Raw genomic sequence first — 21,648 nt, 5'->3', positions numbered from 1 at the left:
TTCCCCTCTTTAATGCTCTTCTAATTAAACGTAATTTACCACAGAATGAGAGTTGTTGCAATATTTCTAAGATTTCGCAGGTTGCTTATACTTATTTCTCGGCTGCACAATGCTAGGTCTGATTTTTGCTCCCGGCATAGAGCGGCGAATCAGGATTTGCATGAATGCTTTAGGACTGAATGGCATCAACGGCCACAGATAAGGTGTATTCAAAGATTTTATATTTGTAACGAATAAGATAAAAAGTGTTGTACCCACCATCAAGCCAGGGATATGGAAGAAGGCAACTGCAATTAGAAGGAACAGTCTGGCCATCTTGTTCGCAGCACTCAATTCATAACTTGGTGTAGCAAACGTTCCAATGGATGCAACGGCTACATACAGGATGACTTCAGGTTGAAATAACCCTACATCAATGGCTATTTGTCCAATTAAGACAGCCGCTATCAGACCCATTGCAGTGGATAATGGGGTTGGAGTATGAATGGCGGCCACCCTGAACATTTCAACCCCGAAATCCGCTATGAACAACTGTACAATAACAGGAATATTCGTTTGCTCATTTGGCCCTACGAATTTAATCACTTCAGGTAAGAGGGAAGGATCCAATACAAATAGGTACCATAACGGGAGTAAAAACAGTGATGCTAATATCCCTAGGAATCTGGTCCATCTGACAAAGGTCCCGACAGCCGGTGATTGTCTATATTCCTCCGCATGCTGGAGGTGATGGAAATATGTCGTTGGTGTAATGATGACACTCGGCGAAGTATCAACAAAAATAAGAACATGTCCTTCTAATAAGTGAGTGGCTGCGACGTCTGCTCTTTCAGTGTATCGAACGAGAGGATATGGATTATACCCTTGCTTCACAAGGAACTCTTCAACCGTTTTATCCGCCATCGTTAATCCGTCGATCTTAATACTCTTCAATTCTTTCTTGATGACTTCAATTAAGCTCGGATTTGCAACATCATTTATATAAGCAATGGAAATGTCAGTTTTAGATCGTTCCCCGATACGAAATATTTCAAACCTCAATCGTGGATCCCGGATTCTTCGTCTTGTTAAAGCGGTATTCACAATAATATTCTCTACATAACCATCTCGGGAACCACGTACTACCTTTTCAGTATCAGGCTCTGAAGGCTGTCGCCCGGGATAACTACGAACATCAACAATGATTGCCTCGTCGTACCCTTCGACAAAGACTGCTATTAATCCTGATAGCACTTCGTCAACTGCTTCTTCAATCGTTTTAACCGGCTCAACCGATTGATGAACAAGGCGATTATGTACAATCTCATATAATCGGCTCGTTGCACGCTCATGATCATTGATCTCAACGAGTTCCTCCACTATTTGAATAATGTAGGAAGCATCAGTCAACCCGTTAATATAATAGATGTGCACTCCTTTTTTCAAAATCATGAGTTTACGGACACCTAAATCAAAGCTTTTGTTTAATCCTACATGATTCTTCATGTACTCTTCTATAACAGCTAAATCTTTTGATATTGGTATTTCTTTCGTTTTCTCAGGCATGATATCCGCTCCTTTCCAAGATGATTTCAACAGCCTTTTTCGTAATGGGCGAACCTTGTGAGTAGTGATCCCTTTTGGCCATTTTGCCTATGTCACCAATCCCGACGATAACGGGAACATCCAGCTCATCAAGGCAATAAACCGTATCTCCCGTTAATCTTCCCAAATCCATTTCAGGTACACCAAATTTATCTACCCCATATGGAGTCAATTCACCAAATTTATCAATGCATACATCCACTCTTGTCCATTCTGCCTGCCTGGTTTTACTGGCTACCGCAATAATGCCGAGCACGTCTATGCCAGGGTGGTTCGCAACATACTTTAGTGCCCTTTCGCCTGCACCTTCTCCAATAAATCCACTATCATCAAACATCACAAAGACGGGGTCATTCTTTGCACTTCTGATTAATTTCACAACCTCTGGTCCTGATAATACAGAAGGATTTCCTTTAGAGCTTGAGATACATCGTCCTCCATACTCCTTTGCCACGCACTCGATTGCCCGCTTGGCATATTCATCTCCATCTGTAATCAGGATCACTTTTCTTTTGTCGTCCATATGAACCCCTGCCTCTTGCTGTTTATTGATGAACCAAGTAGAGCCAATGAAAAAGTGAGCCGACAATTTTCCCAAATACAATCGCCATAATGAGAATGACGATTTGACCTTCAATCCCAATCCGCTTTGCGAGGATCGGGAACACATTCAATACCTCTGTTAATGCAGCCGCCAACAGCCCGATGAACACTCCGCTCGCTAAACCGATGGGCATAAGAACGAATGGGGAAAAGTGCAGCGTATAATTATTTAAGCTGACAAATCCTCCTGCCAGTGCACCTGTAATGACGGCCAGTTCATAGTGGTGAATCATTTTCATTGTTTTTGTTAACTGAGTTAACCTTGGGATGATTCCTAATACGGTTAGAAAAGCTACGAACCCGGAACCGACTGCCAGTCCACCAGCAAAACCAATAAATACTGTAATCAATACGCTAATGGTCATCTAATTTTTTCTGACTTTCTTTATTTTCATGCATGATGACATATTGATCTAAATCCTGCTGGTAATTAAACATTTCAACTTCTAGTGGACTCGGCTCTTCATTAAGTCTTTTTCGAAACACATGGTTGAAAAATAAGATCATCCCAAGGCCTAAACCGAATGAATAGGGAACTTGAAATAATAATGGATGCGGATCCTCATCCCCAGTTACAAAATGATACAGCCTCTGATGAACCTCCCTCATACTTACATCTTCATGAAAATTCATAATTGCTAGGGCTGCACCGATGAATAATAGTAACCAAACGCCAATGAAGAGCGGAAGAGAGATTTTCTTTTTCTCATAGATCACTTCAATAATACTTTGTGTGGGTCCAATCGTTTGAATATCAAGATCTGAGAAGTCCTTGCATATTTCTCTTATCACCCTCATCACATCGACCACAATGATATTCTTATCAGATGCCGTCACTTGATGGATCGGGATTTGCTTTAATTCTTCTAGAATATTTTCAGGTGCTATGATTTGAGCAAGCTGTCCAAGCTTGACTGTACTCTCTTCCCTTACCTGCACTCGATGACGTAAGCGTATATACAAAATACCTTCCATGCAGTTCACTTCCTGAAAACATGATTTTCTCTTCGTACCAATAGTATGGATTAACGGATATAATTTATGTAATGGCTGCAAGTGGCCAGTTGAGATGCATGGAGGAGGAAGTGAGAAACAGTATAGATTTTGTAGGTTCGGAGCTTTTGAAAATGGCAACAATTTCAAAGGGAGATTGTGGGGTCAATATATATTCAAATGTTGTATTCACTTCACAAATTAAAAATAACCTTGTCGTTTCAACATGATTCTTTGAAACAACAAGGTTATTTTGCCTAAGATTCTGTATGCATATGATCTTTCATTGTTTGTAATATCTTCTTCTCCAGTCTCGATACCTGGACCTGGGATATACCCAGTCGATCTGCTACTTCCGATTGGGTTTGGTCTTTGTAATACCTTAAATACACAATCAGCCGTTCCCGATCATCCAGTTCCCTTATGGCTTCTTTTAAGGCGATTTTGTCAAACCATTTATTATCGCTATTATCCGCAATCTGATCCAAAAGGGTAATGGGATCTCCATCATTTTCATAAACGGTTTCATGAATCGAAGAAGGGGCCCTGCTTGCTTCCTGAGCCATGATCACCTCTTCAACCGAATACTCCAGATGTTCGGCAAGCTCACTCACCGTCGGAACCCTCCCAAATTTCTTGGAAAGTTCATCCTTGGCTTTACGAATCTTGTTTCCCATCTCCTTCAGAGAACGACTTACCTTTACAGTTCCGTCATCCCGGATGAACCGCTGGATTTCCCCGATGATCATCGGTACAGCATAAGTTGAAAACTTGACGTCGTAGCTTAAATCAAACTTATCCACTGATTTCAGCAACCCGATACTGCCTATTTGAAAGAGATCATCAGGTTCATATCCCCGATTGAGGAAGCGCTGGACGACAGACCAAACCAAGCGCATATTCTTTTGGACAATTAAGTCCCTGGCACTTTGGTCACCGTCCTGACTCTGCTTTATGAGCTCTTTCACCTCATGATCCTTCAAGAAGGTCTGTTCCTTTTCATTTTTAACTTCGACATCCATGGGCACGACTCCTTAATTGCATAGCGCTTTACTATTGGTCAAGTGCTTCTTTAGTCTTACCGTGGTGCCTGTACCTGGGTGTGATGACACTTCTATTTCATCCATGAAATTCTCCATAATGGTAAAGCCCATGCCAGAACGCTCAAGCTCTGGCTTGGACGTGAACAATGGTTGACGGGCTTCCTCTACGTCACCAATCCCGATTCCCTCATCGCGAATGGTCATATCTATGAAGCCATCCTCTTCCATAATGACAGAAATATAAACGGTACCATTTGGTCTGTTTTCATATCCGTGGATGATGGCATTTGTCACGGCCTCCGATACGACTGTCTTAATTTCAGTCAATTCATCCATAGTCGGATCTAACTGTGCAATAAACGAAGCAACGGTAACTCTGGCAAAGGACTCATTTTGGCTTAAAGAACTGAATTGTATGTTCATTTCATTTCTCATGTTATGCGACCCCCAATCTTTGTAATGCGTTTTCTTCAGACGGCTCAAGACGGATAATCTTAAACAACCCTGACATTTCAAATAATCGGTTTACAGAAGGGGAAATCGCACACACAACCATCTCTCCGTGCTTTTGTTTGATCTGCTTGTATCGGCCTAAAATCACACCTAAACCTGAACTATCCATAAAGCTTAATTCCTCTAAATTCAAAATGATATGCTTCACATTCTCACTTTCAATCAGATTCGAAGCTTTTTCCCTAAGCTCATCAGCAGTATGATGATCCAACTCACCACTTAAACGGACACACAAAACATCTTTTTTGACTTCTAAGTTAATAGCAAGACTCACTATCAGAAAGCCTCCTTCTCTGTCGTATAGTGAGTCATTTCGCTATTCTTTTAATAAATTCCTTCTCCATGACAAAACTAGAAGGAATTCGTCATAATTAGAGGTTATTTTTATCAGGAGTCGTGGATTTACTTTCCGACTTTAGTGAAAAGTCCAAAGGATTTTTTGTATAACTCCCACCAGCTTGCATCTTTCACACTTTTCTTTGCAACGAGAGTGCTTTCCAATACTTTTTCCCCTTTGTTCATGATGACAAGGGTCCCGACTTTATCTCCTTTTTTGATAGGGGCCTTAAGGTCTTTAGAAAGTGTTATCTTCTGTTCCACTTTATCCAGTTTTTCACCTTTTTGGGTTAACAGGGAGATCGGCTCTTCCGTCACTGCATCCACTCTGTTTTGTTTCCCTTTCGATACTTTCACTTGTGCCAGGGAGTCCCCCTTTTTGAAGAGAGGTTTGGTTGAATACTGATTGAAGGCATAATCCAGCATTTTACTTACCTCGTTGTTTCGCTCTTTAGGAGTCGGTGCTCCGAACACAACAGCAATGACTCTCATATTATCTTTCTTTGCCGTTGCCGTTAAACAGTATTTCGCTTCATTTGTGAATCCCGTTTTCAGCCCGTCTACTCCGTCATAAAAACGAACCAATTTATTCGTATTCACCAACCAGAATTTTTTATCCGTATCTTCACGCAAGTACGATTCATAGCTGCCTGTAAACTTGGTGATTCCTTCATATTTTAGAAGTTCTTTGGCCATCATGGACATGTCATGTGCCGAACTATAATGATCTTTGGACGGTAAGCCTGTCGGGTTTTTGAAATGAGTGTCTTTTAACCCAAGCTCTTGTAACTTTTTGTTCATCTTCTCGACAAAGGCTTCTTCACTTCCTGAAATATGCTCGGCCATGGCTACTGATGCATCATTGGCAGATCCAATCGCAATTCCCTTAAGCATTTCTTCAACAGACATGCTCTCACCGGGCTCCAGGAAGATTTGTGATCCACCCATCGAAGCGGCATATTCACTTGCACGAACCTGGTCTTCCCACTTTATTTGACCTTTTTCAAGGGCTTCCATGATCAACATCATTGTCATAATCTTGGTCATGGATGCTGGTGCCAGCTTTTCATGACTATTCTTCTCATATAGCACCGTTCCAGTATCCCGCTCAATCAAAATAGCTGATTTCGCTACTTCAGCTAATTCCGATTTCTTCTCCTGGGCAAACCCCATTGAAGGAAATAAAAAAGCTGCTAAAACAAATGTCACTACTATATACGCAAAACGTTTCATCCAACTGTCCTCCAATCAAATCTCGTTTTTAATCAATACTCATAGACCCATTTTTTCCAACTGCATCATTTTTATACAAACATTGGTAAAAAAGTGGGGTTGGTTCATGGATGATAGGTTGTAAGTGGTTGAAAGATGGCTAAATTCAAAGGGGGATTCTTCAAATAAAGGATGAAACATCAAGATCACTGAGATGCAGCATTTTTGTCTGGTGAAATCAGCTCTTTTGAGTTCGAGAGTGTGCTATTGAAAGTTCGATGCGTCATTTTCACGAATAATTGCGTCAAAATTCGATTTATTGCGTCTGTTTGGGGTGGAATTGCGTCAATCTGGACGTTAATTGCGTCTTCCACACTTGCAATTGCTGATTTGTCCATAATACGGTATTCGCATTTCCTTACAAATTCTTAAAAAAAAGCCCCTGCCAAAGAGAAATAATCCTCTTGGCAAAGGCCTCGATCAAAATTAAAAATCAACCCGTGATTTCTGTATGAATCAACGTAGGTGCTTTCACATTTTCAGATGTAACTTTTATGCTTTCATATAATTTGTCTTTTACATTGTCAATGTTCTCTTCATTGCTGTAGATGGTCACAAGGGAATCTCCCGCTTTGACCGAATCGCCAATTTTCTTGCGAAGTTCAAGACCAACCGCTAAATCGATAACAGAATCTTTCGTCGCACGGCCAGCCCCTAACCACATAGCAGCCGTTCCTACTGCATCTGCAACAATTTCAGATACATAGCCATCTTCTTTCGCTTCAAGCTCAATCTTGTACTGAGCTTGTGGAAGCTTTGAAGGATCATCCACAACGGATGGATCTCCACCTTGTGATTCAAGGAATACTTTGAAATTCTCAAGAGCTGATCCATTTTCAATTGCTTTCTGCAATAGCTCTCTCGCTTCTTCCAATGTTGATGCTTTTTCAGCCAGGTATACCATATGACTTCCAAGCGTTAAGCATAACTCTGTTAAGTCTTCTGGACCTTCACCTTTTAACGTATCGATCGCTTCTTTTACTTCAAGTGCGTTTCCGATCGCGAAGCCCAGTGGCTGACTCATATCCGAAATGACCGCCATTGTTTTTCTGCCGACGTTGTTTCCGATATTCACCATTGCTTTGGCAAGGTCTTTTGAATCGTCCAGTGTTTTCATGAAAGCTCCGGCACCCGTTTTTACGTCAAGTACGATAGCATCCGCACCAGCAGCTATTTTTTTACTCATGATGGAACTTGCGATGAGAGGAATGCTATTGACCGTTGCCGTCACATCACGTAGTGAATAAAGCTTTTTATCAGCCGGTGTCAAATTACCACTTTGTCCGATAACGGCTAACTTATTCTTGTTCACTAATCGGATAAATTCATCGTTTTCAATTTCCACATGGAAGCCTTCGACGGATTCAAGCTTATCGATTGTTCCTCCAGTGTGTCCAAGACCTCTTCCACTCATCTTCGCTACTGGTACGCCAACGGAAGCAACCAGTGGTCCGAGAACGAGGGTGGTTGTATCACCCACACCGCCTGTGGAGTGTTTATCTACTTTAATTCCTTCAATCGCCGACAGATCGATTTGATCTCCTGATTCGACCATTGCCATTGTCAGGTCGGCTCTTTCTCTATCGCTCATATCTTTAAAGAAGATGGCCATTGTCAGGGCACTTACCTGATAATCAGGGATGCTTCCATCTGTATATCCTTCAACGATAAATTTAATTTCTTCTGTAGAAAGTTCTTTACCTTCACGCTTCTTCTCTATTAAGTCAACCATTCTCATTGTATTCACCCGCTCTTATAGTATTAGCCAAAGGGGCCTCCCCTTTAGTTAGTTATCATTTTGAACCTTCCATCGCTTAGATAGACGTCACAATTTCTTTCACATATGCTAAGAAGTTTGCACGTACCATTTCAGTTGTCTCCATCACCTCATCATGTGAAAGAGGTTGATCAAGGATACCTGCAGCCATATTTGAAATGCAAGATATACCGAGAACTTTGATTCCTCCATGACGAGCGACAATCACCTCAGGTACAGTCGACATTCCAACCGCGTCTCCACCAAGCGTACGAGCAAGGCGAACTTCAGCAGGCGTTTCGTATGTAGGGCCTGTATTCCCCACGTAGACACCTTCCTGAACTTCAATAGAAAGCTTCTCCGCGATTTCTTTCGCTTTTTGACGCAGTACTTTACAATAGGCTTCTGACATATCCGGGAATCTTGGTCCTAAGCGTGAATCGTTTGCCCCAATTAGTGGATTGCCACCCATATTATTAATATGATCAGAAATCAGCATCAAATCTCCTGCCTTAAAGCTTTCATTTACTCCGCCGGCAGCATTTGTCACGATCAAAACTTCGACGCCCAGTTCTTTCATAACGCGGACGGGGAATGTGACTTTATCGAATCCATACCCTTCATAATAATGAAAGCGCCCTTGCATGGCGACAACTTCTTTTCCTGCCAGTTGACCAAAAACAAGCTGGCCGGCATGACCTGCCACTGTAGAAACAGGAAAGTCAGGGATTTCTTTGTACGGTATTTTTACTGAGTTTTGGATTTCATCGGCTAAGACGCCTAATCCCGATCCCAGGATGAGTCCAATTTTCGGTTGCCCAGTGTATTGATTTTTTAAGTGATTTGCTGCATTTTGGATGTTTTCGTAATTCATGTTCATTACTCCTTTTATTATCATTCAAAGTAAAGAGGAGGAATTGGGCTGATGTTCCTGCACCTCCATCCCTCTCCCTTTCAATATTTTTTCACTCGGAATATTTATTTCAATTGTGATAAGAAGCTTCGACCAAACTTAGGCATGGTCACATTAAAGTTGTCTGCCACGGTAGCGCCAATGTCTGCGAATGTTTCAGAGATAGGTAGCTCTTTCCCTCCGTCAAAGCGTTTTGAATAAACGAGAAGTGGAACGTATTCTCTCGTGTGGTCTGTTCCTGGAGCCGTTGGATCGTTCCCGTGATCGGCTGTAATGATAAGAAGATCGTCTTCTGTCATTTTCTCGAATACTTCAGGCAGGCGGGCATCAAATTCCTCTAACGCTTTTCCATATCCTACTGGATCACGACGATGTCCGTATAAAGCATCGAAATCGACAAGATTCAGGAAGCTTAAGCCTGTGAAGTCTTGGTCGAAAGATTTAATGAGTCCGTCCATTCCGTGCATATTATGCTTCGTACGAATAGATTCGGTCACTCCTTCGCCATTGAAAATATCTGATATTTTACCAATGGCGACCACGTCAAACCCGGAATCCTTCAGTTCATTCATTACGGTACGGTTAAAAGGTTTCAATGCGTAGTCGTGACGATTGGATGTACGTTTGAACTCGCCTGGTTCACCTACGAATGGACGAGCGATTACACGACCTACAAGGTATTCCTCTTCTTTCGTGATTTCACGGGCGATTTCGCAAATTTTATACTGCTCTTCAATCGGAATGATCTCTTCATGAGCTGCAATTTGAAGGACAGGGTCAGCGGAAGTGTAGACAATAAGAGCTCCAGTTTCCATGTGCTCTTTTCCTAATTCTTCAATAATCTCAGTTCCACTTGCAGGCTTATTTCCAATGATCGTTCTGCCTGTCTCTGCTTCAAGCTTTTGAATCAATTTTTCCGGGAACCCATCTGGATACGTTTTGAACGGTTTATCAATATTTAGACCCATTATCTCCCAGTGCCCAGTCATCGTGTCTTTTCCGACAGAAGCTTCCTGCATTTTCGTGAAGTATGCTAACGGCTTGTCAGCTTTTTCAATTCCCTTCACTTCTTTTATATTGGAAAGCCCTAGTTTTCCCATATTGGGCATGTTCAGTCCATTCATATGTTCAGCAATATGTCCAATCGTATCCGTTCCTTTATCATTGAATAATTCAGCATCAGGCGCTTCACCAATTCCTACTGAATCCATGACGATTAAATGAACTCTTTTGTATGTATAGTTACTCATTCAAGTAAACCTCCTATATGTGTTCCTTATTTAAAAAAGCGGTTACATTTTTGATCTATAATCGTATCTTACCCTTATCTGCATTATAGCAATCGACAGGATTTAACGTCAGAAGTCTGACATCTATATTCTACTTTTCCCTTTCCAAAAAAACAAGAGAGATCCCTTAAAGAATTCTATTTTCTTTAAGATCTCTCTCTTCATCATTTAAGCTCGAGGATGGAATTGTGAGTATACATCCTTTAAGCGTGTTTTCGTTACATGTGTATAGATTTGTGTGGTGGAAATGTCTGCATGACCGAGCATTTCTTGAACTGCCCTTAGGTCTGCCCCATTCTCCAATAAATGGGTCGCGAATGAGTGCCTGAGTGTATGAGGAGTCAGATCCTTTTCAATATTGGCTTTTTTCGCAAGAGCTTTTAAGTTCTTCCAGAAACCTTGTCTTGTCAGGCCTTTACCATGATGATTCAAAAACAGGTGATCATCGCGGTGCTTCTTGCTTCTTAATTTCAACCGGGCATCTTCCAGGTACTTCTCAAGAACATTCATTGCCGTCTGTCCGATGGGGATAATCCGCTCTTTGTTCCCTTTCCCGATACATCGTACAAATCCCATGGTCAAATGGACGTCATCCAATTTTAGTTGAATGAGTTCACTTACCCTGATACCAGTCGCATAAAGGATTTCAAGCATTGCTTTATCTCTCATCCCAAGTGGTGTAGATTCCTCAGGGGCTTCGAGTAAAGCTTCCACTTCGACGATGCTTAATATCTTTGGAAGCGTCCGCTCTGTTTTCGGTGTCTCGATATGCACAGTCGGATCTTGTTCCGTCGCTTTCTCTCTTAACAAAAATTGATGGAAGGATCGGATTGATGCAACATGACGTGCAACTGTCTTTGAAGATTTCCCCTGACTCTTTAAGTGGCCTAGAAATTGGACTATGTTCATTCTCGAAACGGCGTTCAGTTCCGATATTTCTTCCACCTTCGCTAAGTATAGTGCATAATTCTTTAAGTCACGCTGGTACGACTCTATCGTATTTTTGGCCAGTCCTTTTTCTACTATTAAAAAGTGCATGAAATCTTGAATATGGTCTTCCACACTACATTACTCCCCGTTCATATAAAAAAATAATAGCCGATCATACCAATGGCTTTCTTCATCCGTCACAGAAGAATACACCTTGACTGCTGCTCCCTCTGGTTCATCATATCTGTGATAGCCTTCGTATTCTTCACTGATCCACATAATACCATAGTAAAACAAAATCGTTGATCCGGTAAACAAAATAAACACTTTAATGGTCTGCCATACCATTTGAATTCCTTTTATCATCCTGTCGTCCTCCATATACATCGGTACTAACTCCTATTAATACAAGCTATGACGTTTTTAAACTGTTTTATACCTTATGGAGTTATAAACTGTAAAAAATTCTGTTCGAGTATGTAAAAAAGCCTTAAAGAGTATGTATGGGATGTTTCAAAAGAGAAACAACGACAGGAGTCTTTAAGGCTTTCAGGCATCATATTATTCTTCTGGGTCCTCTTCTTTATCCTGGCATCTCGAACAAATGCCATGAAAGGTAAGGCGGTGATCTTTTATTTTAAACTTCCAATCTCGTTCAACAATCGTTTCCACGTCTTCTAAGAGATCTTCTTGAATTTCATCGACCGCTCCGCATTCAATGCATACTAAATGATGATGAAAGTGGGCTGCCCCTTCTTGTCTGAGATCATAACGGGATACACCATCGCCAAAATTGATTTTATCCACAATTTTCAGTTCAGATAGCAATTCCAACGTACGATATACGGTTGCCAGTCCAATTTCCGGAGATTTTTCCTTAACGAGGAGGTATACATCTTCGGCGCTTAGGTGATCTTCTTCATGTTCTAATAACACGCGTACCGTTGCTTCGCGCTGTGGCGTAAGCTTGTAGCTGGCAGAATGAAGTTGTTTTTTTATTCGTTCAATACGGCTTTCCATGGTCCTCTCCTCCCTCGTCAATGTCTTTACTATTATATCAAAAAGGGAGGAATAAGCAAAATAAAATTATTATAATTAAACAAATAAAACGATTCTTATATAAGAATCGTTTTATTTTATTTTCGAAATAACCGCTTCCATTAAATTCGGGGAAAGATAAGCCTCAATACTGGCTGCAATTGTGACAATTCCGATTGCTACCACTAAGAAAATCACGTATCTGGATAAAAACGGAATCATTTGAAACTGCATGGATGAAGTCTGCCTCATGAAAATCTTTCGAATCAACGTTAGGGAGAAACTTGCGCTGATCGCTCCGATGAAAATAAACGCCGGAATAATGATGATATTTTGCGGTAAGACGCTTACAAAGGATAATAAAAATCCGCTCCACCCCATTTGATTCACCAAAAAACCTACCGAAAATCCGACCACTACACCCTTCATAAATAATAGAACGAAGATGAGGGGGAGTCCAATAATAGAGATTCCCAGTAACCACATCAACCCAAGGTACTTTACATTATGAAGGAAACTCTGACGGAACAGTTCTTCTGCTGATGTCATACTCCCATCTTCCATTTCACTAAAGAACTTACTTAAATAGAAATAGAGGTCTTCCTTTTGGGCAAAAGACAATGAATTAACCACGATTGCTCCAAAAATAATCCCCATTAAAAACAACGTAATGATAAATAAATAGATTGAGGAATGTGCTTGTACATGTTGGACGAGTGGATTTGAATTTGATATTTTTTTGCGCATCACAGTGCTCCTCCTAGATATCGATTACTAATCTATATGTGGGGAGGGACACGTTTATTCTCCTCTCTTCTATTCTATTGAAGTTCCATGGAGATAAACGTATAATCATAGAAACCTTATTATGGAAGTGGAGGGACATATTTTGGACAAAACAAGTTTAATCGAGTTTCCTGATAGGATTGAAACACCCCGCCTCTACATTAGACCATGCATGCCCGGGGACGGTCCTGACGTCTTTAATGCCATCCAGGAATCCAGAAACGAATTGAAGCAGTGGCTTCCCTTCGCCCGGAAAGCACAAACCCTTGAAGAGGTGGAGGCCGGGGTCCGGGATTCCTATGCAGAATTCATAAAGAAGACCGACATTCGACTACATATTTATCTCAAAGATACTGATGGATTCATTGGGTCTACAGGGTTTCACCGCATCGACTGGGACGTGCCAAAAGTGGAGATCGGATATTGGCTTCACACGAAGCACACAAAAAAAGGGTATATCGTTGAAGCGGTAAACGCGTTGACACATTTCGCCTTAAACGAACTCTCCTGCAAGCGGGTGGAAATTCGCTGCGATGATAGAAATGCAGGTTCCAAAAGAGTACCTGAAAAACTGGGATTTACGCTAGAAGGCATTATTCGTCATGATCATCTTGATGAAAATGGGACAGACGCACGTGATACATGTGTTTATTCTCTGATTCCAGCAGACCTCAATTAAGATTTGATATTCTTGGAGATTGATTGGGTTACAAAGCTTATGAATTCATGAACATTCCACTACTGAATAACGAATCGTATGGCAGTTCAGTCATTATTAGTCCATTTAGAGAGTGAAATATGATCTCAAAACTGGGGATTGGCGCTTCGAAAACTGGAAGTGATGGCCGATTGCGCCAATTTGCTATTTATTGCGTCGAAATCCGGGGTAATTGCGTCACAATCAGTCGTAATTGCGTCAATTTTTCATTATATGCGTATTTTACCAGAATTTATCAAAAAATAAGGAAGCTGGCCTCCTTCTCCTTAGGAGTCCAGCTTCCTTCACCTTAACTCTTATTTTGCAGTTGCAGATATTGAACGGCATAAGCCGTTTTTGCATCGTAAATCCGCTGTTCTTTTATAAGCTGCGCCGCTTCCTCGACTGTTACTTCAATCAACTCTACAAATTCATCTTCATCCGTTTCTTTCGATTCCTGAATGGGATAAAGGTCGTGAGCGATATACAAGTGAACCAGCTCATCTGCAAATCCTGGAGACGTGTAAAACGAAATCAAATGCTCCAGGTTCCCACATCCGTAGCCCGTTTCCTCTTCCAATTCACGAAGGGCTGTTTTACCGGGCTCTTCCCCAGGCTCTAGCTTCCCTGCAGGAATTTCGATGATGGATTTCTCCAACGCTTTGCGATATTGCTCTACCATGACAAGCTTCCCCTCTGGTGTTAACGCAATAACAGCAACAGCCCCAGGATGCTTAATCAGTTCTCTCTTGGAAGTCTTTCCATTGGGAAGCTCTACTTCATCCACCTGAAGATCAATGATTTTCCCTTGATAGATGGTTTCCGTTTTAATCGTCTTTTCTTCAAATTTTTTCATCCGCTCAACTCTCCTTGTTCTGTCGTTGACCTTGTCCTCATACATTTTACCATATCCCATTCGAGGATCGAGGTGAAACCCCTTGAAGGTGATTGCTGAAAAAGACCGGATCATCCTGGTAGGTAAAGCATGGGAAATCAGGGAGAAGCTGAAGCAATATAATCAAACCTACTCCACGGTGAAGGAATGGATCGAAGCCAATCGTTGAAACCAGCCGTATCTTTTGTTTATTCGTCCCCACTTTCGTTAATATAATAGAGAGTACTAATGTCGAAAGGACGGATACAATGGAAAAAAGACAAATAGGAAACTCCGATTTATTTGTATCAAAGATGGGACTCGGTTGTATGTCACTTGGAACCGAAGAGACAGCTGCCAAGGAAATTGTACAACACGCTTTAGAGAATGGGATCAATTATCTTGATACCGCTGATTTATATGACTTTGGTCAAAATGAAGAAATTGTGGGTAAAGCCATCCACGGGGTCCGAGACGACATTATTCTTGCCACAAAGGTAGGAAATCGCTGGGATGACGTGGAAGATGGCTGGCGCTGGGATCCTTCCAAATCCTATATCAAGTCTGCCGTCAAGGATAGCTTATCCCGCCTGAAAGTGGACTATATCGATCTTTATCAGCTTCATGGCGGGACCATTGAAGATCATTTTGATGAAACGATCGAAGCATTTGAAGAATTAAAGAGTGATGGTTTGATCCGCCATTATGGAATCTCCTCCATCCGCCCGAATGTCATTAAGCGATTCCTGAAGAGTTCTTCCATAGAGAGCGTGATGATGCAGTACAGCTTACTGGATCGCCGGCCGGAAGAATGGATGGACCTATTGAATGAGAATAAGGTGAATATCGTGGTTCGGGGGCCTTTGGCAAAAGGACTTCTTTCTGAGAAAATGCTTTCCAAAGCTTCTTCGAAAATGAAAGAGAGTGGGTATCTGGACTATTCTTATCAAGAGCTTCAAGAAACGATCGAATCCATTCATAGCAAAATGGGAGACCAGCGCAAAATGAATGAGCTTGCCCTCCAATATATTCTTTCCCACCAATCGGTTGCAGCCGTGGTTCCGGGAGCCAGTTCTGTTCAGCAGCTTCAGGAGAATATTGATGCTGTCAATGCGAGCCCTCTATCTACTGAGGCGCTGGAAATGCTTAAACACTTAACTAAATTATCACGGTATGAGCAACATAGGGATTGAGTGAACAAAAAAATAAGCGGGTCAGGGTTCTTAATTCCCTTCCCGCTTATTTTTTTTATACCAATTTACCGCCATTTTTTCCAAGTCCTTCACAAATTGATCTTTCCCTTGAATGTAGCCTTCCATATCATGTGGGAATTTTTTTGCAAGCCTTGATTTTAGTTCACCATATTGTCGGGCTTCCGTTTCGTGTTCTCTTAAATAATCACGAAACGCTAAGTGTCTGATCACATGATCGATTCCATAAGGGAAAATATGAAGATGTACGGCTCTCTCATTCCCTTCTCCCTTATAAAAGTAGCGACGGTTCGGGATACCATTCTCCCCTTTTCCCACAAAATCCAGTTGGCTGAATTCTTCTTTCCTGTCATCAATGCTCTCAAGGTCAGGGACTTCTATTAGGATATCGATAATCGGTTTAGCCGCTAAGCCAGGCACCGACGTCGAGCCGATATGATGGATGGTTGAATCCGGGAGAATCTTTTCCAGTGATCGCTTTTCTGTTTCGAATTTTTCTTTCCAGTCTGATTGATGAGGTACTACTTTTACATCCCTCATCAATCCTTGTAACTCTTCCAATCCATGCTGCTTTCATTCAGCAGCTCTTCAAAGCTCTTATTCTTTTCCCGCTGCTTTTTCTCTTCTATTTTTTTAAGACGCTCTTCTTCCTTTTTCACAGATTCTACTTTTTCAAGCTCTTTCTTCTTCTGCTTTAATTGTTCGAATAGATCCTGGTTGATCGAATTCTTTAAGGTCATTTCTGCTTCCTGTTTCTTTTTCTTGGACATGTACTGATTCCCCCTATCTGTCATAGTTATAAATCTTTTTATGATTTTAGTCAAAAGTCAGGCTCAAAAAAAGCCGGTCAAAAGGGGTACTCGCCCCTTCTAACCAGCTCTGTCTACTCAATAGGCTTCCAATTTCACATCTTCCCCTACGATCAATGTCGCATCTGTTGATGATTGGATATCTTCCACGGAGAAGCCGTTCGCTACTTCACGAAGCAGTAACCCTTCATCCGTGACATCCATCACAGCGCGATCCGTGATGATGCGGTGCACGACGCCTTTTCCTGTCAGAGGCAAGGTGCATTCTTTCAGGATTTTGCTCTCTCCTGCTTTATTGACATGCTCCATGATGACGATGATGCGCTGGGCTCCGTGAACGAGATCCATCGCTCCGCCCATTCCTTTGATCATCTTCCCTGGGATCATCCAGTTGGCAAGGTCCCCGTTTTCGGCAACTTCCATTCCACCGAGGATGGCGATATTGATATGCCCTCCGCGAATCATTCCGAATGACTCCGAACTATCAAAATATGAGGAGCCTGGAATCGCCGTAACGGTCTCTTTTCCTGCATTGATGAGGTCAGCGTCGACTTCATCTTCAACTGGATAAGGTCCGATTCCAAGTAATCCATTTTCAGATTGAAGAACAACCTGTTTGTTTTCTGTAATGTAGTTGGCTACCAGTGTAGGCATCCCGATTCCTAAGTTGACATAGAAACCATCTTCAATTTCCTTTTCCGCTCTTCTTGCTATTCTTTCACGCATTTTGGCACGATCCATCCCGTTCCACTCTCCCTTCTATGATTGTTTCACTGTTCTTCTTTCAATGCGTTTTTCCTGCTCTGCTTGAATCAGTCGCTGCACGTATATGCTTGGTGTATGCACTTCATTCGGGTTGATTTCCCCAATTTCAACAAGCTCTTCTACTTCAGCAATCGTCACTTTCCCAGCAGCCGCAATCATCGGGTTAAAGTTTTGCGCCGTTTTGTTGTAGATCAGATTTCCCATCTTGTCGGCCTTCCACGCACGAACCAGGGAAAAGTCTGCAGTATAAGCTTCTTCCAGCAAATATTCTTTTCCATTAAACGTGCGTGTTTCTTTCCCTTCGGCTACCGGTGTTCCGACTCCTGCCGGCGTGTAGAATGCAGGAATTCCTGCTCCCCCGGCACGGATCTTCTCAGCAAGCGTACCTTGAGGAACCAATTCAACCTCCAGCTCACCAGATAGAACCTGCCTTTCAAATTCTTTGTTTTCCCCTACATAAGAACCAATCATTTTATCAATCTGCTTATTTTTGAGCAGTAAGCCGAGACCCCAGTCATCTACACCGCAGTTATTTGAAATGACGGTAAGATTTTTAACACCTTTTTCTACAAGGGCCAGAATGAGTTTTTCAGGGATTCCGCATAAACCGAATCCTCCAACCATTAAAGTGGCTCCATCATGGATGTCTGCCACCGCTTCGTCATATGAAGTGTATACCTCTTTCATTGTATTCCCTCCTCGAATCTAGTTTTCGCGGTCTTTATTTATTTGTGGAGCTCAACGACAGTCGCAACGCCCTGTCCACCACCGATGCAAAGTGTAGCCAAACCGTTCTGAACGTCTCTCTTCTTCATCTCATGAATCAGTGTAACTAGGATACGCGTTCCACTTGCTCCAATCGGGTGACCCAATGCAATGGCTCCCCCATTCACATTCAGGGCATCCTTCTTAAATTGAAGTTCTTTATCTACTGCTAATGATTGGGCAGCAAATGCTTCATTTGCTTCAATCAAGTCCATATCTTCAATTGTCAGCTTTGTTTTTTCCAACACTTTTTTCACTGCTGCAACAGGTCCGATTCCCATGACGCTCGGATCTACACCTGCATTGGCATTCCCTTTAATCGTCACTAGAGGGGTAATGCCCATTTCGTCGGCTTTCTTCTTCGACATGACGACCACTGCAGCGGCTCCATCATTGATACCTGATGCATTACCTGCTGTCACGCTGCCATCTTTTTTGAAGGCTGACCGTAGACCGGATAACTTCTCGGCAGTCGACCCTTTACGGGGGAATTCATCCTGTTTGAATACAATAGGGTCTCCTTTTCGCTGCGGGATAGAAACGGGGACGATTTCATCTTCAAAACGGCCGGATTCAATCGCAGAAGCTGCCTTTTGCTGGCTCCAGGCCGCAAATTCGTCCTGTTCTTCACGTGTAAGGGAGTAGCGGTCACAAAGATTCTCTGCCGTTACACCCATATGATAATCATTAAAGGCACACCATAAGCCGTCGGAAATCATGCTGTCGACTACTTTCTGGTCTCCCATTTTGTATCCTTCTCTTGCTCCTTTTAGTAAATATGGAGCTTGACTCATATTTTCCATTCCACCTGCAACAATAATATCCGCGTCTCCTGCAAGGATTGCCTGGGTTGCCAGGTGAACCGTTTTTAATCCTGATCCACACACTTTGTTAATGGTCATAGCAGGTACTTGCTCAGGCAGTCCCGCTTTAATGGATGCTTGGCGAGCCGGATTTTGACCTAACCCTGCCTGCAATACATTCCCCATGATCACTTCATCTACATCACTTGCATTCAGTCCAGCCTTCTCTAAGGCATCTTTAATCACAATAGCTCCAAGTTCCGGAGCTGAAATACCTTTTAAAGATCCGTTAAAGCTTCCGATGGCTGTTCGGACAGCACTCACAATGACGACTTCATTTGACATCTTTCTTCCTCCCTTTCTCTTCTGACTGATTAGTCTGCATGTTACTTACCTTTAAAAACAGTTCCACTTTAACTCATTCTATGTAAGCGGTTAAATCCCTCTAAATTCGTCAAAAAATTTTTATATTGATTTATCTGTCGAAATTTTCTTAAAATGAAAGAGGGAGGGAAATTATGAATTTACCTAAAAATGCAACGATTATTGAAGTTGGCCCTAGAGATGGGTTGCAAAATGAGAAGAACTTTGTTCCGACTGATGTAAAGAAGGATTTTATTTTCCGACTGAAGCAATCAGGAATCAAGGAAATGGAGCTGACTTCGTTCGTTTCTCCAAAATGGGTTCCGCAAATGCAGGATGCCAGTGAAATCGTCGACTCCTGCATGACAATCGATTCCAGGGATTTTGTCCTTGCTCCTAATCAAAGAGGGATTGAACGAGTCTATGAAACAGGCTGCCGATCCGTGGCAGTATTCGTAGGCGTGAGTAACACCTTTAATCAGAAAAACATTAACAAGACAACGAATGAAGCCCTTGTAGGACTGGCTCCTCTTATATCAGAGCTAAAAGAGCGGGGCTACTTCGTAAGAGCCTGTATCTCTACCGCTTTCTACTGTCCATATGAAGGAAAAATCTTACCGGAGGACACCCTCTCTCTATGTAAGAAATTTGTTTCTTTAGGGGTGGACGAATTAAGCGTCGCTGATACGATTGGTCGGGCTAACCCTTTAGAAGCCCATGAACTGTTTGCTTTGCTGAAGCAGGAATTGCCTCATACGTTACTTACTGCACATTTTCATGATACACGGAAGATGGCCCTGGCTAATATCTTTGCCGCATTACAAGCGGGAGTTGACCGCTTTGACACTTCCGCCGGCGGACTTGGGGGCTGTCCTTTTGCTCCTGGTGCAACTGGGAATGTAGCGACTGAGGATGTTGTGTATATGTTAGAAGAAATGGGAATCTCCACAGGAATTGATTTAGGGAAGCTGGCTCTTGCCATCCAGCTGGTGAAGCCCCATGTCAGCCGCCCCATTGAAAGCGGTTACTACCGTCTGCATGAATTGAATCAATCATGAATACCACCTTTCTCCTTCGAGCATTCTAAAGTAGATAATACTTGAAGGAGATGAGTTCATGAGTCAAAAACGCGATAAAGGCTTCAGCCAAAAGGGCAAACCTAACTCAGATACGGTTTCTAACCCGATGGCTAAGGAAGAACTTGAAAAAGCCATTCATCCTACTAAAGGTCAAAATGCTAAATCGTAAGTAGCCATTCATGAAAGTGTCTCTTCTTAAGGGACACTTTTTCTTTGTATTCCCCTGTTCAAAAATTCCTCTTTTTTCCTCCTTTTGCTACAATATGAGTATGAATGATTTTGCTTGAGGTGATGAAGATGAGAAAGAAACTTGCCATCCTTGGCGGTACCCTTTCGTCCATAGGGCTGCTTGGGATTTACATTACGAATCGTTTTATGTACTTACCGAAAAAGGGAGATGACTTTATCCGGTCTCGTGAAACAGGATCGACCAGGCTGATAGAAGAGGATTATGCCTCACTTCCTAAAGAAGAGGTGCTGATCCCTTCACAATACGGATATGACATTAAAGCGATTTTTGTGAAGCCTCACCCCCATAAAAAATTCATGATCTTTTCCCATGGGGTTACAGAAAACAAGTGGAATTCGATCAAGTATATGAACCTTTTCATCAAACAAGGATTCAATGCTGTGATTTATGACCATCGCCGGCATGGGGAGTCCGGTGGGAAGACGACAAGTTACGGATATTTTGAAAAATATGATTTAAAGGCTGTTGTGGATGAGTTGATCCGACGGGAAGGCGAGGACGTTTTCTTCGGAATCCACGGGGAGTCCATGGGTGCAGCTACTCTGCTTTTATATGCAGGCAGTGTGGAAGATCGGGCAGATTTTTATATTGCCGATTGCCCTTTTTCCGACTTTGGTGAACAGCTTGCCTATCGTATGAGCGTAGAAGTGAAGATGCCTGCAAAATTTCTCCTACCCCTCGTTGGCGGCACCCTAAAGCTGCGACAAGGTTACACATTAAAGGATCTATCACCGATATCGGTTGTTCAAAACATCAGAAAACCCGTGTTGTTTCTCCACAGCACAAATGATGACTTTATCCTTCCTCAAATGACAAAGGATTTATTTGAAAAAAAACAGGGACCTAAAGAACTGTTTCTCGATTTTCGGGGCACTCATGCTCAATCGTATAATGACAACCCTGAGGAATATGAACAAGTGATTCAACGGTTTCTTCACCAATTTGTATTAAATGAAAGGGATGATGTCTCTTGATT

The 21,648-nt window shown here is 42.1% G+C and carries 27 protein-coding genes; 6 read left to right on the top strand and 21 right to left on the bottom strand.

Features of this window, described 5'->3' with window-relative positions:
• Window positions 1-66: 66 nt before the first annotated feature.
• The 15 genes from ACFQWC_RS03155 to spoIIM all read right to left on the bottom strand — a co-directional run bounded on the left by ACFQWC_RS03155 (window position 67) and on the right by spoIIM (window position 13,017).
• Entirely contained in the window at window positions 67-1,545 is a 1,479-nt protein-coding gene (locus ACFQWC_RS03155) for a spore germination protein (protein ID WP_299738108.1), read from the bottom strand.
• Window positions 1,538-2,107 (bottom strand): stage V sporulation protein SpoVABEA, encoded by a 570-nt coding sequence (gene spoVAEA / locus ACFQWC_RS03150; protein WP_299738110.1) that lies wholly within the window; start codon window positions 2,105-2,107, stop codon window positions 1,538-1,540. The genes ACFQWC_RS03155 and spoVAEA overlap by 8 nt, the downstream gene beginning before the upstream one ends.
• 22 nt (window positions 2,108-2,129) lie before the next feature.
• A complete protein-coding gene (locus ACFQWC_RS03145; RefSeq protein ID WP_299738113.1) occupies window positions 2,130-2,552 on the bottom strand; it encodes a stage V sporulation protein AB in 423 nt (140 codons plus the stop codon).
• Window positions 2,542-3,162, bottom strand: a complete 621-nt coding sequence (locus ACFQWC_RS03140) for a stage V sporulation protein AA (RefSeq protein WP_299738115.1) — start codon at window positions 3,160-3,162, stop codon at window positions 2,542-2,544. Before ACFQWC_RS03140 ends, ACFQWC_RS03145 begins: the two co-directional genes overlap by 11 nt.
• Before the next feature lie 275 nt (window positions 3,163-3,437).
• Window positions 3,438-4,202 (bottom strand): RNA polymerase sporulation sigma factor SigF, encoded by a 765-nt coding sequence (gene sigF / locus ACFQWC_RS03135; RefSeq protein ID WP_299738117.1) that lies wholly within the window; start codon window positions 4,200-4,202, stop codon window positions 3,438-3,440.
• 12 nt (window positions 4,203-4,214) lie between these two features.
• Window positions 4,215-4,658: an anti-sigma F factor gene (gene spoIIAB / locus ACFQWC_RS03130; protein ID WP_044340117.1), complete on the bottom strand. Its 444-nt coding sequence runs from the start codon at window positions 4,656-4,658 to the stop codon at window positions 4,215-4,217.
• Between the two features lies 1 nt (window position 4,659).
• A complete protein-coding gene (spoIIAA, locus tag ACFQWC_RS03125; RefSeq protein ID WP_044340116.1) occupies window positions 4,660-5,010 on the bottom strand; it encodes an anti-sigma F factor antagonist in 351 nt (116 codons plus the stop codon).
• A gap of 128 nt (window positions 5,011-5,138) precedes the next feature.
• Window positions 5,139-6,305, bottom strand: coding sequence for a D-alanyl-D-alanine carboxypeptidase family protein (locus ACFQWC_RS03120; RefSeq protein ID WP_299738125.1), 1,167 nt, complete (start codon window positions 6,303-6,305; stop codon window positions 5,139-5,141).
• Between the two features lie 472 nt (window positions 6,306-6,777).
• On the bottom strand, window positions 6,778-8,082 hold the full coding sequence (locus tag ACFQWC_RS03115) for a pyrimidine-nucleoside phosphorylase (protein ID WP_377106019.1): 1,305 nt from the start codon (window positions 8,080-8,082) through the stop codon (window positions 6,778-6,780).
• Between the two features lie 76 nt (window positions 8,083-8,158).
• Window positions 8,159-8,974, bottom strand: a complete 816-nt coding sequence (locus ACFQWC_RS03110; RefSeq protein WP_299738129.1) for a purine-nucleoside phosphorylase — start codon at window positions 8,972-8,974, stop codon at window positions 8,159-8,161.
• A 104-nt stretch (window positions 8,975-9,078) separates the two neighbouring features.
• Window positions 9,079-10,263 (bottom strand): phosphopentomutase, encoded by a 1,185-nt coding sequence (gene deoB, locus ACFQWC_RS03105; protein ID WP_341356560.1) that lies wholly within the window; start codon window positions 10,261-10,263, stop codon window positions 9,079-9,081.
• 207 nt (window positions 10,264-10,470) lie between these two features.
• Window positions 10,471-11,364 (bottom strand): site-specific tyrosine recombinase XerD, encoded by an 894-nt coding sequence (xerD, locus tag ACFQWC_RS03100; protein WP_299738133.1) that lies wholly within the window; start codon window positions 11,362-11,364, stop codon window positions 10,471-10,473.
• A gap of 6 nt (window positions 11,365-11,370) precedes the next feature.
• Window positions 11,371-11,598 (bottom strand): YqzK family protein, encoded by a 228-nt coding sequence (locus tag ACFQWC_RS03095; protein ID WP_113967599.1) that lies wholly within the window; start codon window positions 11,596-11,598, stop codon window positions 11,371-11,373.
• Between the two features lie 195 nt (window positions 11,599-11,793).
• Entirely contained in the window at window positions 11,794-12,252 is a 459-nt protein-coding gene (gene fur, locus ACFQWC_RS03090; RefSeq protein ID WP_044340109.1) for a ferric iron uptake transcriptional regulator, read from the bottom strand.
• Window positions 12,253-12,363: 111 nt separating this feature from the next.
• Window positions 12,364-13,017, bottom strand: coding sequence for a stage II sporulation protein M (gene spoIIM / locus ACFQWC_RS03085; protein WP_113967595.1), 654 nt, complete (start codon window positions 13,015-13,017; stop codon window positions 12,364-12,366).
• Between the two features lie 142 nt (window positions 13,018-13,159).
• Here spoIIM and ACFQWC_RS03080 point away from each other — a divergent pair, with 142 nt between their 5' ends.
• Window positions 13,160-13,735: a GNAT family N-acetyltransferase gene (locus tag ACFQWC_RS03080; protein WP_299738144.1), complete on the top strand. Its 576-nt coding sequence runs from the start codon at window positions 13,160-13,162 to the stop codon at window positions 13,733-13,735.
• A 328-nt stretch (window positions 13,736-14,063) separates the two neighbouring features.
• Here the strand turns inward: ACFQWC_RS03080 and ACFQWC_RS03075 are convergent, their stop codons facing one another.
• Window positions 14,064-14,609, bottom strand: coding sequence for an NUDIX hydrolase (locus ACFQWC_RS03075; RefSeq protein WP_299738146.1), 546 nt, complete (start codon window positions 14,607-14,609; stop codon window positions 14,064-14,066).
• 82 nt (window positions 14,610-14,691) lie between these two features.
• Between ACFQWC_RS03075 and mciZ the strand changes: the two genes are divergently transcribed.
• On the top strand, window positions 14,692-14,817 hold the full coding sequence (mciZ, locus tag ACFQWC_RS03070) for a Z-ring formation inhibitor MciZ (protein ID WP_113967592.1): 126 nt from the start codon (window positions 14,692-14,694) through the stop codon (window positions 14,815-14,817).
• 79 nt (window positions 14,818-14,896) lie between these two features.
• Window positions 14,897-15,820 carry an aldo/keto reductase gene (locus ACFQWC_RS03065; protein WP_299738150.1) on the top strand — a complete coding sequence of 308 codons (924 nt, stop codon included), beginning with the start codon at window positions 14,897-14,899 and terminating at the stop codon, window positions 15,818-15,820.
• A 30-nt stretch (window positions 15,821-15,850) separates the two neighbouring features.
• Here the strand turns inward: ACFQWC_RS03065 and ACFQWC_RS03060 are convergent, their stop codons facing one another.
• From ACFQWC_RS03060 to ACFQWC_RS03040, 5 genes are all read right to left on the bottom strand, one after another.
• Window positions 15,851-16,399: a GrpB family protein gene (locus tag ACFQWC_RS03060; RefSeq protein ID WP_299738152.1), complete on the bottom strand. Its 549-nt coding sequence runs from the start codon at window positions 16,397-16,399 to the stop codon at window positions 15,851-15,853.
• On the bottom strand, window positions 16,378-16,608 hold the full coding sequence (locus tag ACFQWC_RS03055; RefSeq protein WP_149157685.1) for a YqkE family protein: 231 nt from the start codon (window positions 16,606-16,608) through the stop codon (window positions 16,378-16,380). The genes ACFQWC_RS03060 and ACFQWC_RS03055 overlap by 22 nt, the downstream gene beginning before the upstream one ends.
• Before the next feature lie 117 nt (window positions 16,609-16,725).
• A complete protein-coding gene (locus tag ACFQWC_RS03050; protein ID WP_299738158.1) occupies window positions 16,726-17,388 on the bottom strand; it encodes a CoA transferase subunit B in 663 nt (220 codons plus the stop codon).
• Window positions 17,389-17,406: 18 nt separating this feature from the next.
• Window positions 17,407-18,099 carry a CoA transferase subunit A gene (locus ACFQWC_RS03045; protein WP_299738160.1) on the bottom strand — a complete coding sequence of 231 codons (693 nt, stop codon included), beginning with the start codon at window positions 18,097-18,099 and terminating at the stop codon, window positions 17,407-17,409.
• Window positions 18,100-18,137: 38 nt separating this feature from the next.
• A complete protein-coding gene (locus ACFQWC_RS03040) occupies window positions 18,138-19,325 on the bottom strand; it encodes an acetyl-CoA C-acetyltransferase (protein WP_299738162.1) in 1,188 nt (395 codons plus the stop codon).
• Window positions 19,326-19,498: 173 nt separating this feature from the next.
• Between ACFQWC_RS03040 and ACFQWC_RS03035 the strand changes: the two genes are divergently transcribed.
• The 3 genes from ACFQWC_RS03035 to ACFQWC_RS03025 all read left to right on the top strand — a co-directional run bounded on the left by ACFQWC_RS03035 (window position 19,499) and on the right by ACFQWC_RS03025 (window position 21,646).
• A complete protein-coding gene (locus ACFQWC_RS03035) occupies window positions 19,499-20,401 on the top strand; it encodes a hydroxymethylglutaryl-CoA lyase (protein ID WP_299738164.1) in 903 nt (300 codons plus the stop codon).
• Between the two features lie 58 nt (window positions 20,402-20,459).
• Window positions 20,460-20,591, top strand: coding sequence for a hypothetical protein (locus ACFQWC_RS03030; RefSeq protein WP_258549516.1), 132 nt, complete (start codon window positions 20,460-20,462; stop codon window positions 20,589-20,591).
• 128 nt (window positions 20,592-20,719) lie between these two features.
• Window positions 20,720-21,646, top strand: a complete 927-nt coding sequence (locus tag ACFQWC_RS03025; protein WP_299738169.1) for an alpha/beta hydrolase — start codon at window positions 20,720-20,722, stop codon at window positions 21,644-21,646.
• Window positions 21,647-21,648 lie beyond the last annotated feature (2 nt).

Origin of the sequence: Rossellomorea sp. GCM10028870 (assembly GCF_042666755.1) — a bacterium.
In the GTDB taxonomy this organism is placed as follows: domain Bacteria; phylum Bacillota; class Bacilli; order Bacillales; family Bacillaceae_B; genus Rossellomorea.
Note: the sequence above shows the minus strand (reverse complement) of the source record. Positions and strands in the feature narration are given on the sequence as shown.

Excerpts from the sequence above, each read along its gene's own strand:
- spoIIAB (WP_044340117.1), bottom strand. The coding sequence starts at position 4,658 with ATGAGAAATGAAATGAACATACAATTCAGTTCTTTAAGCCAAAATGAG.
- spoVAEA (WP_299738110.1), bottom strand. The coding sequence starts at position 2,107 with ATGGACGACAAAAGAAAAGTGATCCTGATTACAGATGGAGATGAATAT.
- ACFQWC_RS03115 (WP_377106019.1), bottom strand. The coding sequence starts at position 8,082 with ATGAGAATGGTTGACTTAATAGAGAAGAAGCGTGAAGGTAAAGAACTT.
- spoIIM (WP_113967595.1), bottom strand. The coding sequence starts at position 13,017 with ATGCGCAAAAAAATATCAAATTCAAATCCACTCGTCCAACATGTACAA.
- deoB (WP_341356560.1), bottom strand. The coding sequence starts at position 10,263 with ATGAGTAACTATACATACAAAAGAGTTCATTTAATCGTCATGGATTCA.
- ACFQWC_RS03025 (WP_299738169.1), top strand. The coding sequence starts at position 20,720 with ATGAGAAAGAAACTTGCCATCCTTGGCGGTACCCTTTCGTCCATAGGG.
- ACFQWC_RS03050 (WP_299738158.1), bottom strand. The coding sequence starts at position 17,388 with ATGGATCGTGCCAAAATGCGTGAAAGAATAGCAAGAAGAGCGGAAAAG.
- ACFQWC_RS03030 (WP_258549516.1), top strand. The coding sequence starts at position 20,460 with ATGAGTCAAAAACGCGATAAAGGCTTCAGCCAAAAGGGCAAACCTAAC.
- ACFQWC_RS03065 (WP_299738150.1), top strand. The coding sequence starts at position 14,897 with ATGGAAAAAAGACAAATAGGAAACTCCGATTTATTTGTATCAAAGATG.
- ACFQWC_RS03075 (WP_299738146.1), bottom strand. The coding sequence starts at position 14,609 with ATGAAAAAATTTGAAGAAAAGACGATTAAAACGGAAACCATCTATCAA.
- ACFQWC_RS03055 (WP_149157685.1), bottom strand. The coding sequence starts at position 16,608 with ATGTCCAAGAAAAAGAAACAGGAAGCAGAAATGACCTTAAAGAATTCG.
- ACFQWC_RS03145 (WP_299738113.1), bottom strand. The coding sequence starts at position 2,552 with ATGACCATTAGCGTATTGATTACAGTATTTATTGGTTTTGCTGGTGGA.
- ACFQWC_RS03110 (WP_299738129.1), bottom strand. The coding sequence starts at position 8,974 with ATGAATTACGAAAACATCCAAAATGCAGCAAATCACTTAAAAAATCAA.
- ACFQWC_RS03040 (WP_299738162.1), bottom strand. The coding sequence starts at position 19,325 with ATGTCAAATGAAGTCGTCATTGTGAGTGCTGTCCGAACAGCCATCGGA.
- ACFQWC_RS03140 (WP_299738115.1), bottom strand. The coding sequence starts at position 3,162 with ATGGAAGGTATTTTGTATATACGCTTACGTCATCGAGTGCAGGTAAGG.
- sigF (WP_299738117.1), bottom strand. The coding sequence starts at position 4,202 with ATGGATGTCGAAGTTAAAAATGAAAAGGAACAGACCTTCTTGAAGGAT.
- ACFQWC_RS03035 (WP_299738164.1), top strand. The coding sequence starts at position 19,499 with ATGAATTTACCTAAAAATGCAACGATTATTGAAGTTGGCCCTAGAGAT.
- ACFQWC_RS03120 (WP_299738125.1), bottom strand. The coding sequence starts at position 6,305 with ATGAAACGTTTTGCGTATATAGTAGTGACATTTGTTTTAGCAGCTTTT.
- ACFQWC_RS03045 (WP_299738160.1), bottom strand. The coding sequence starts at position 18,099 with ATGAAAGAGGTATACACTTCATATGACGAAGCGGTGGCAGACATCCAT.
- ACFQWC_RS03095 (WP_113967599.1), bottom strand. The coding sequence starts at position 11,598 with ATGATAAAAGGAATTCAAATGGTATGGCAGACCATTAAAGTGTTTATT.
- ACFQWC_RS03155 (WP_299738108.1), bottom strand. The coding sequence starts at position 1,545 with ATGCCTGAGAAAACGAAAGAAATACCAATATCAAAAGATTTAGCTGTT.
- fur (WP_044340109.1), bottom strand. The coding sequence starts at position 12,252 with ATGGAAAGCCGTATTGAACGAATAAAAAAACAACTTCATTCTGCCAGC.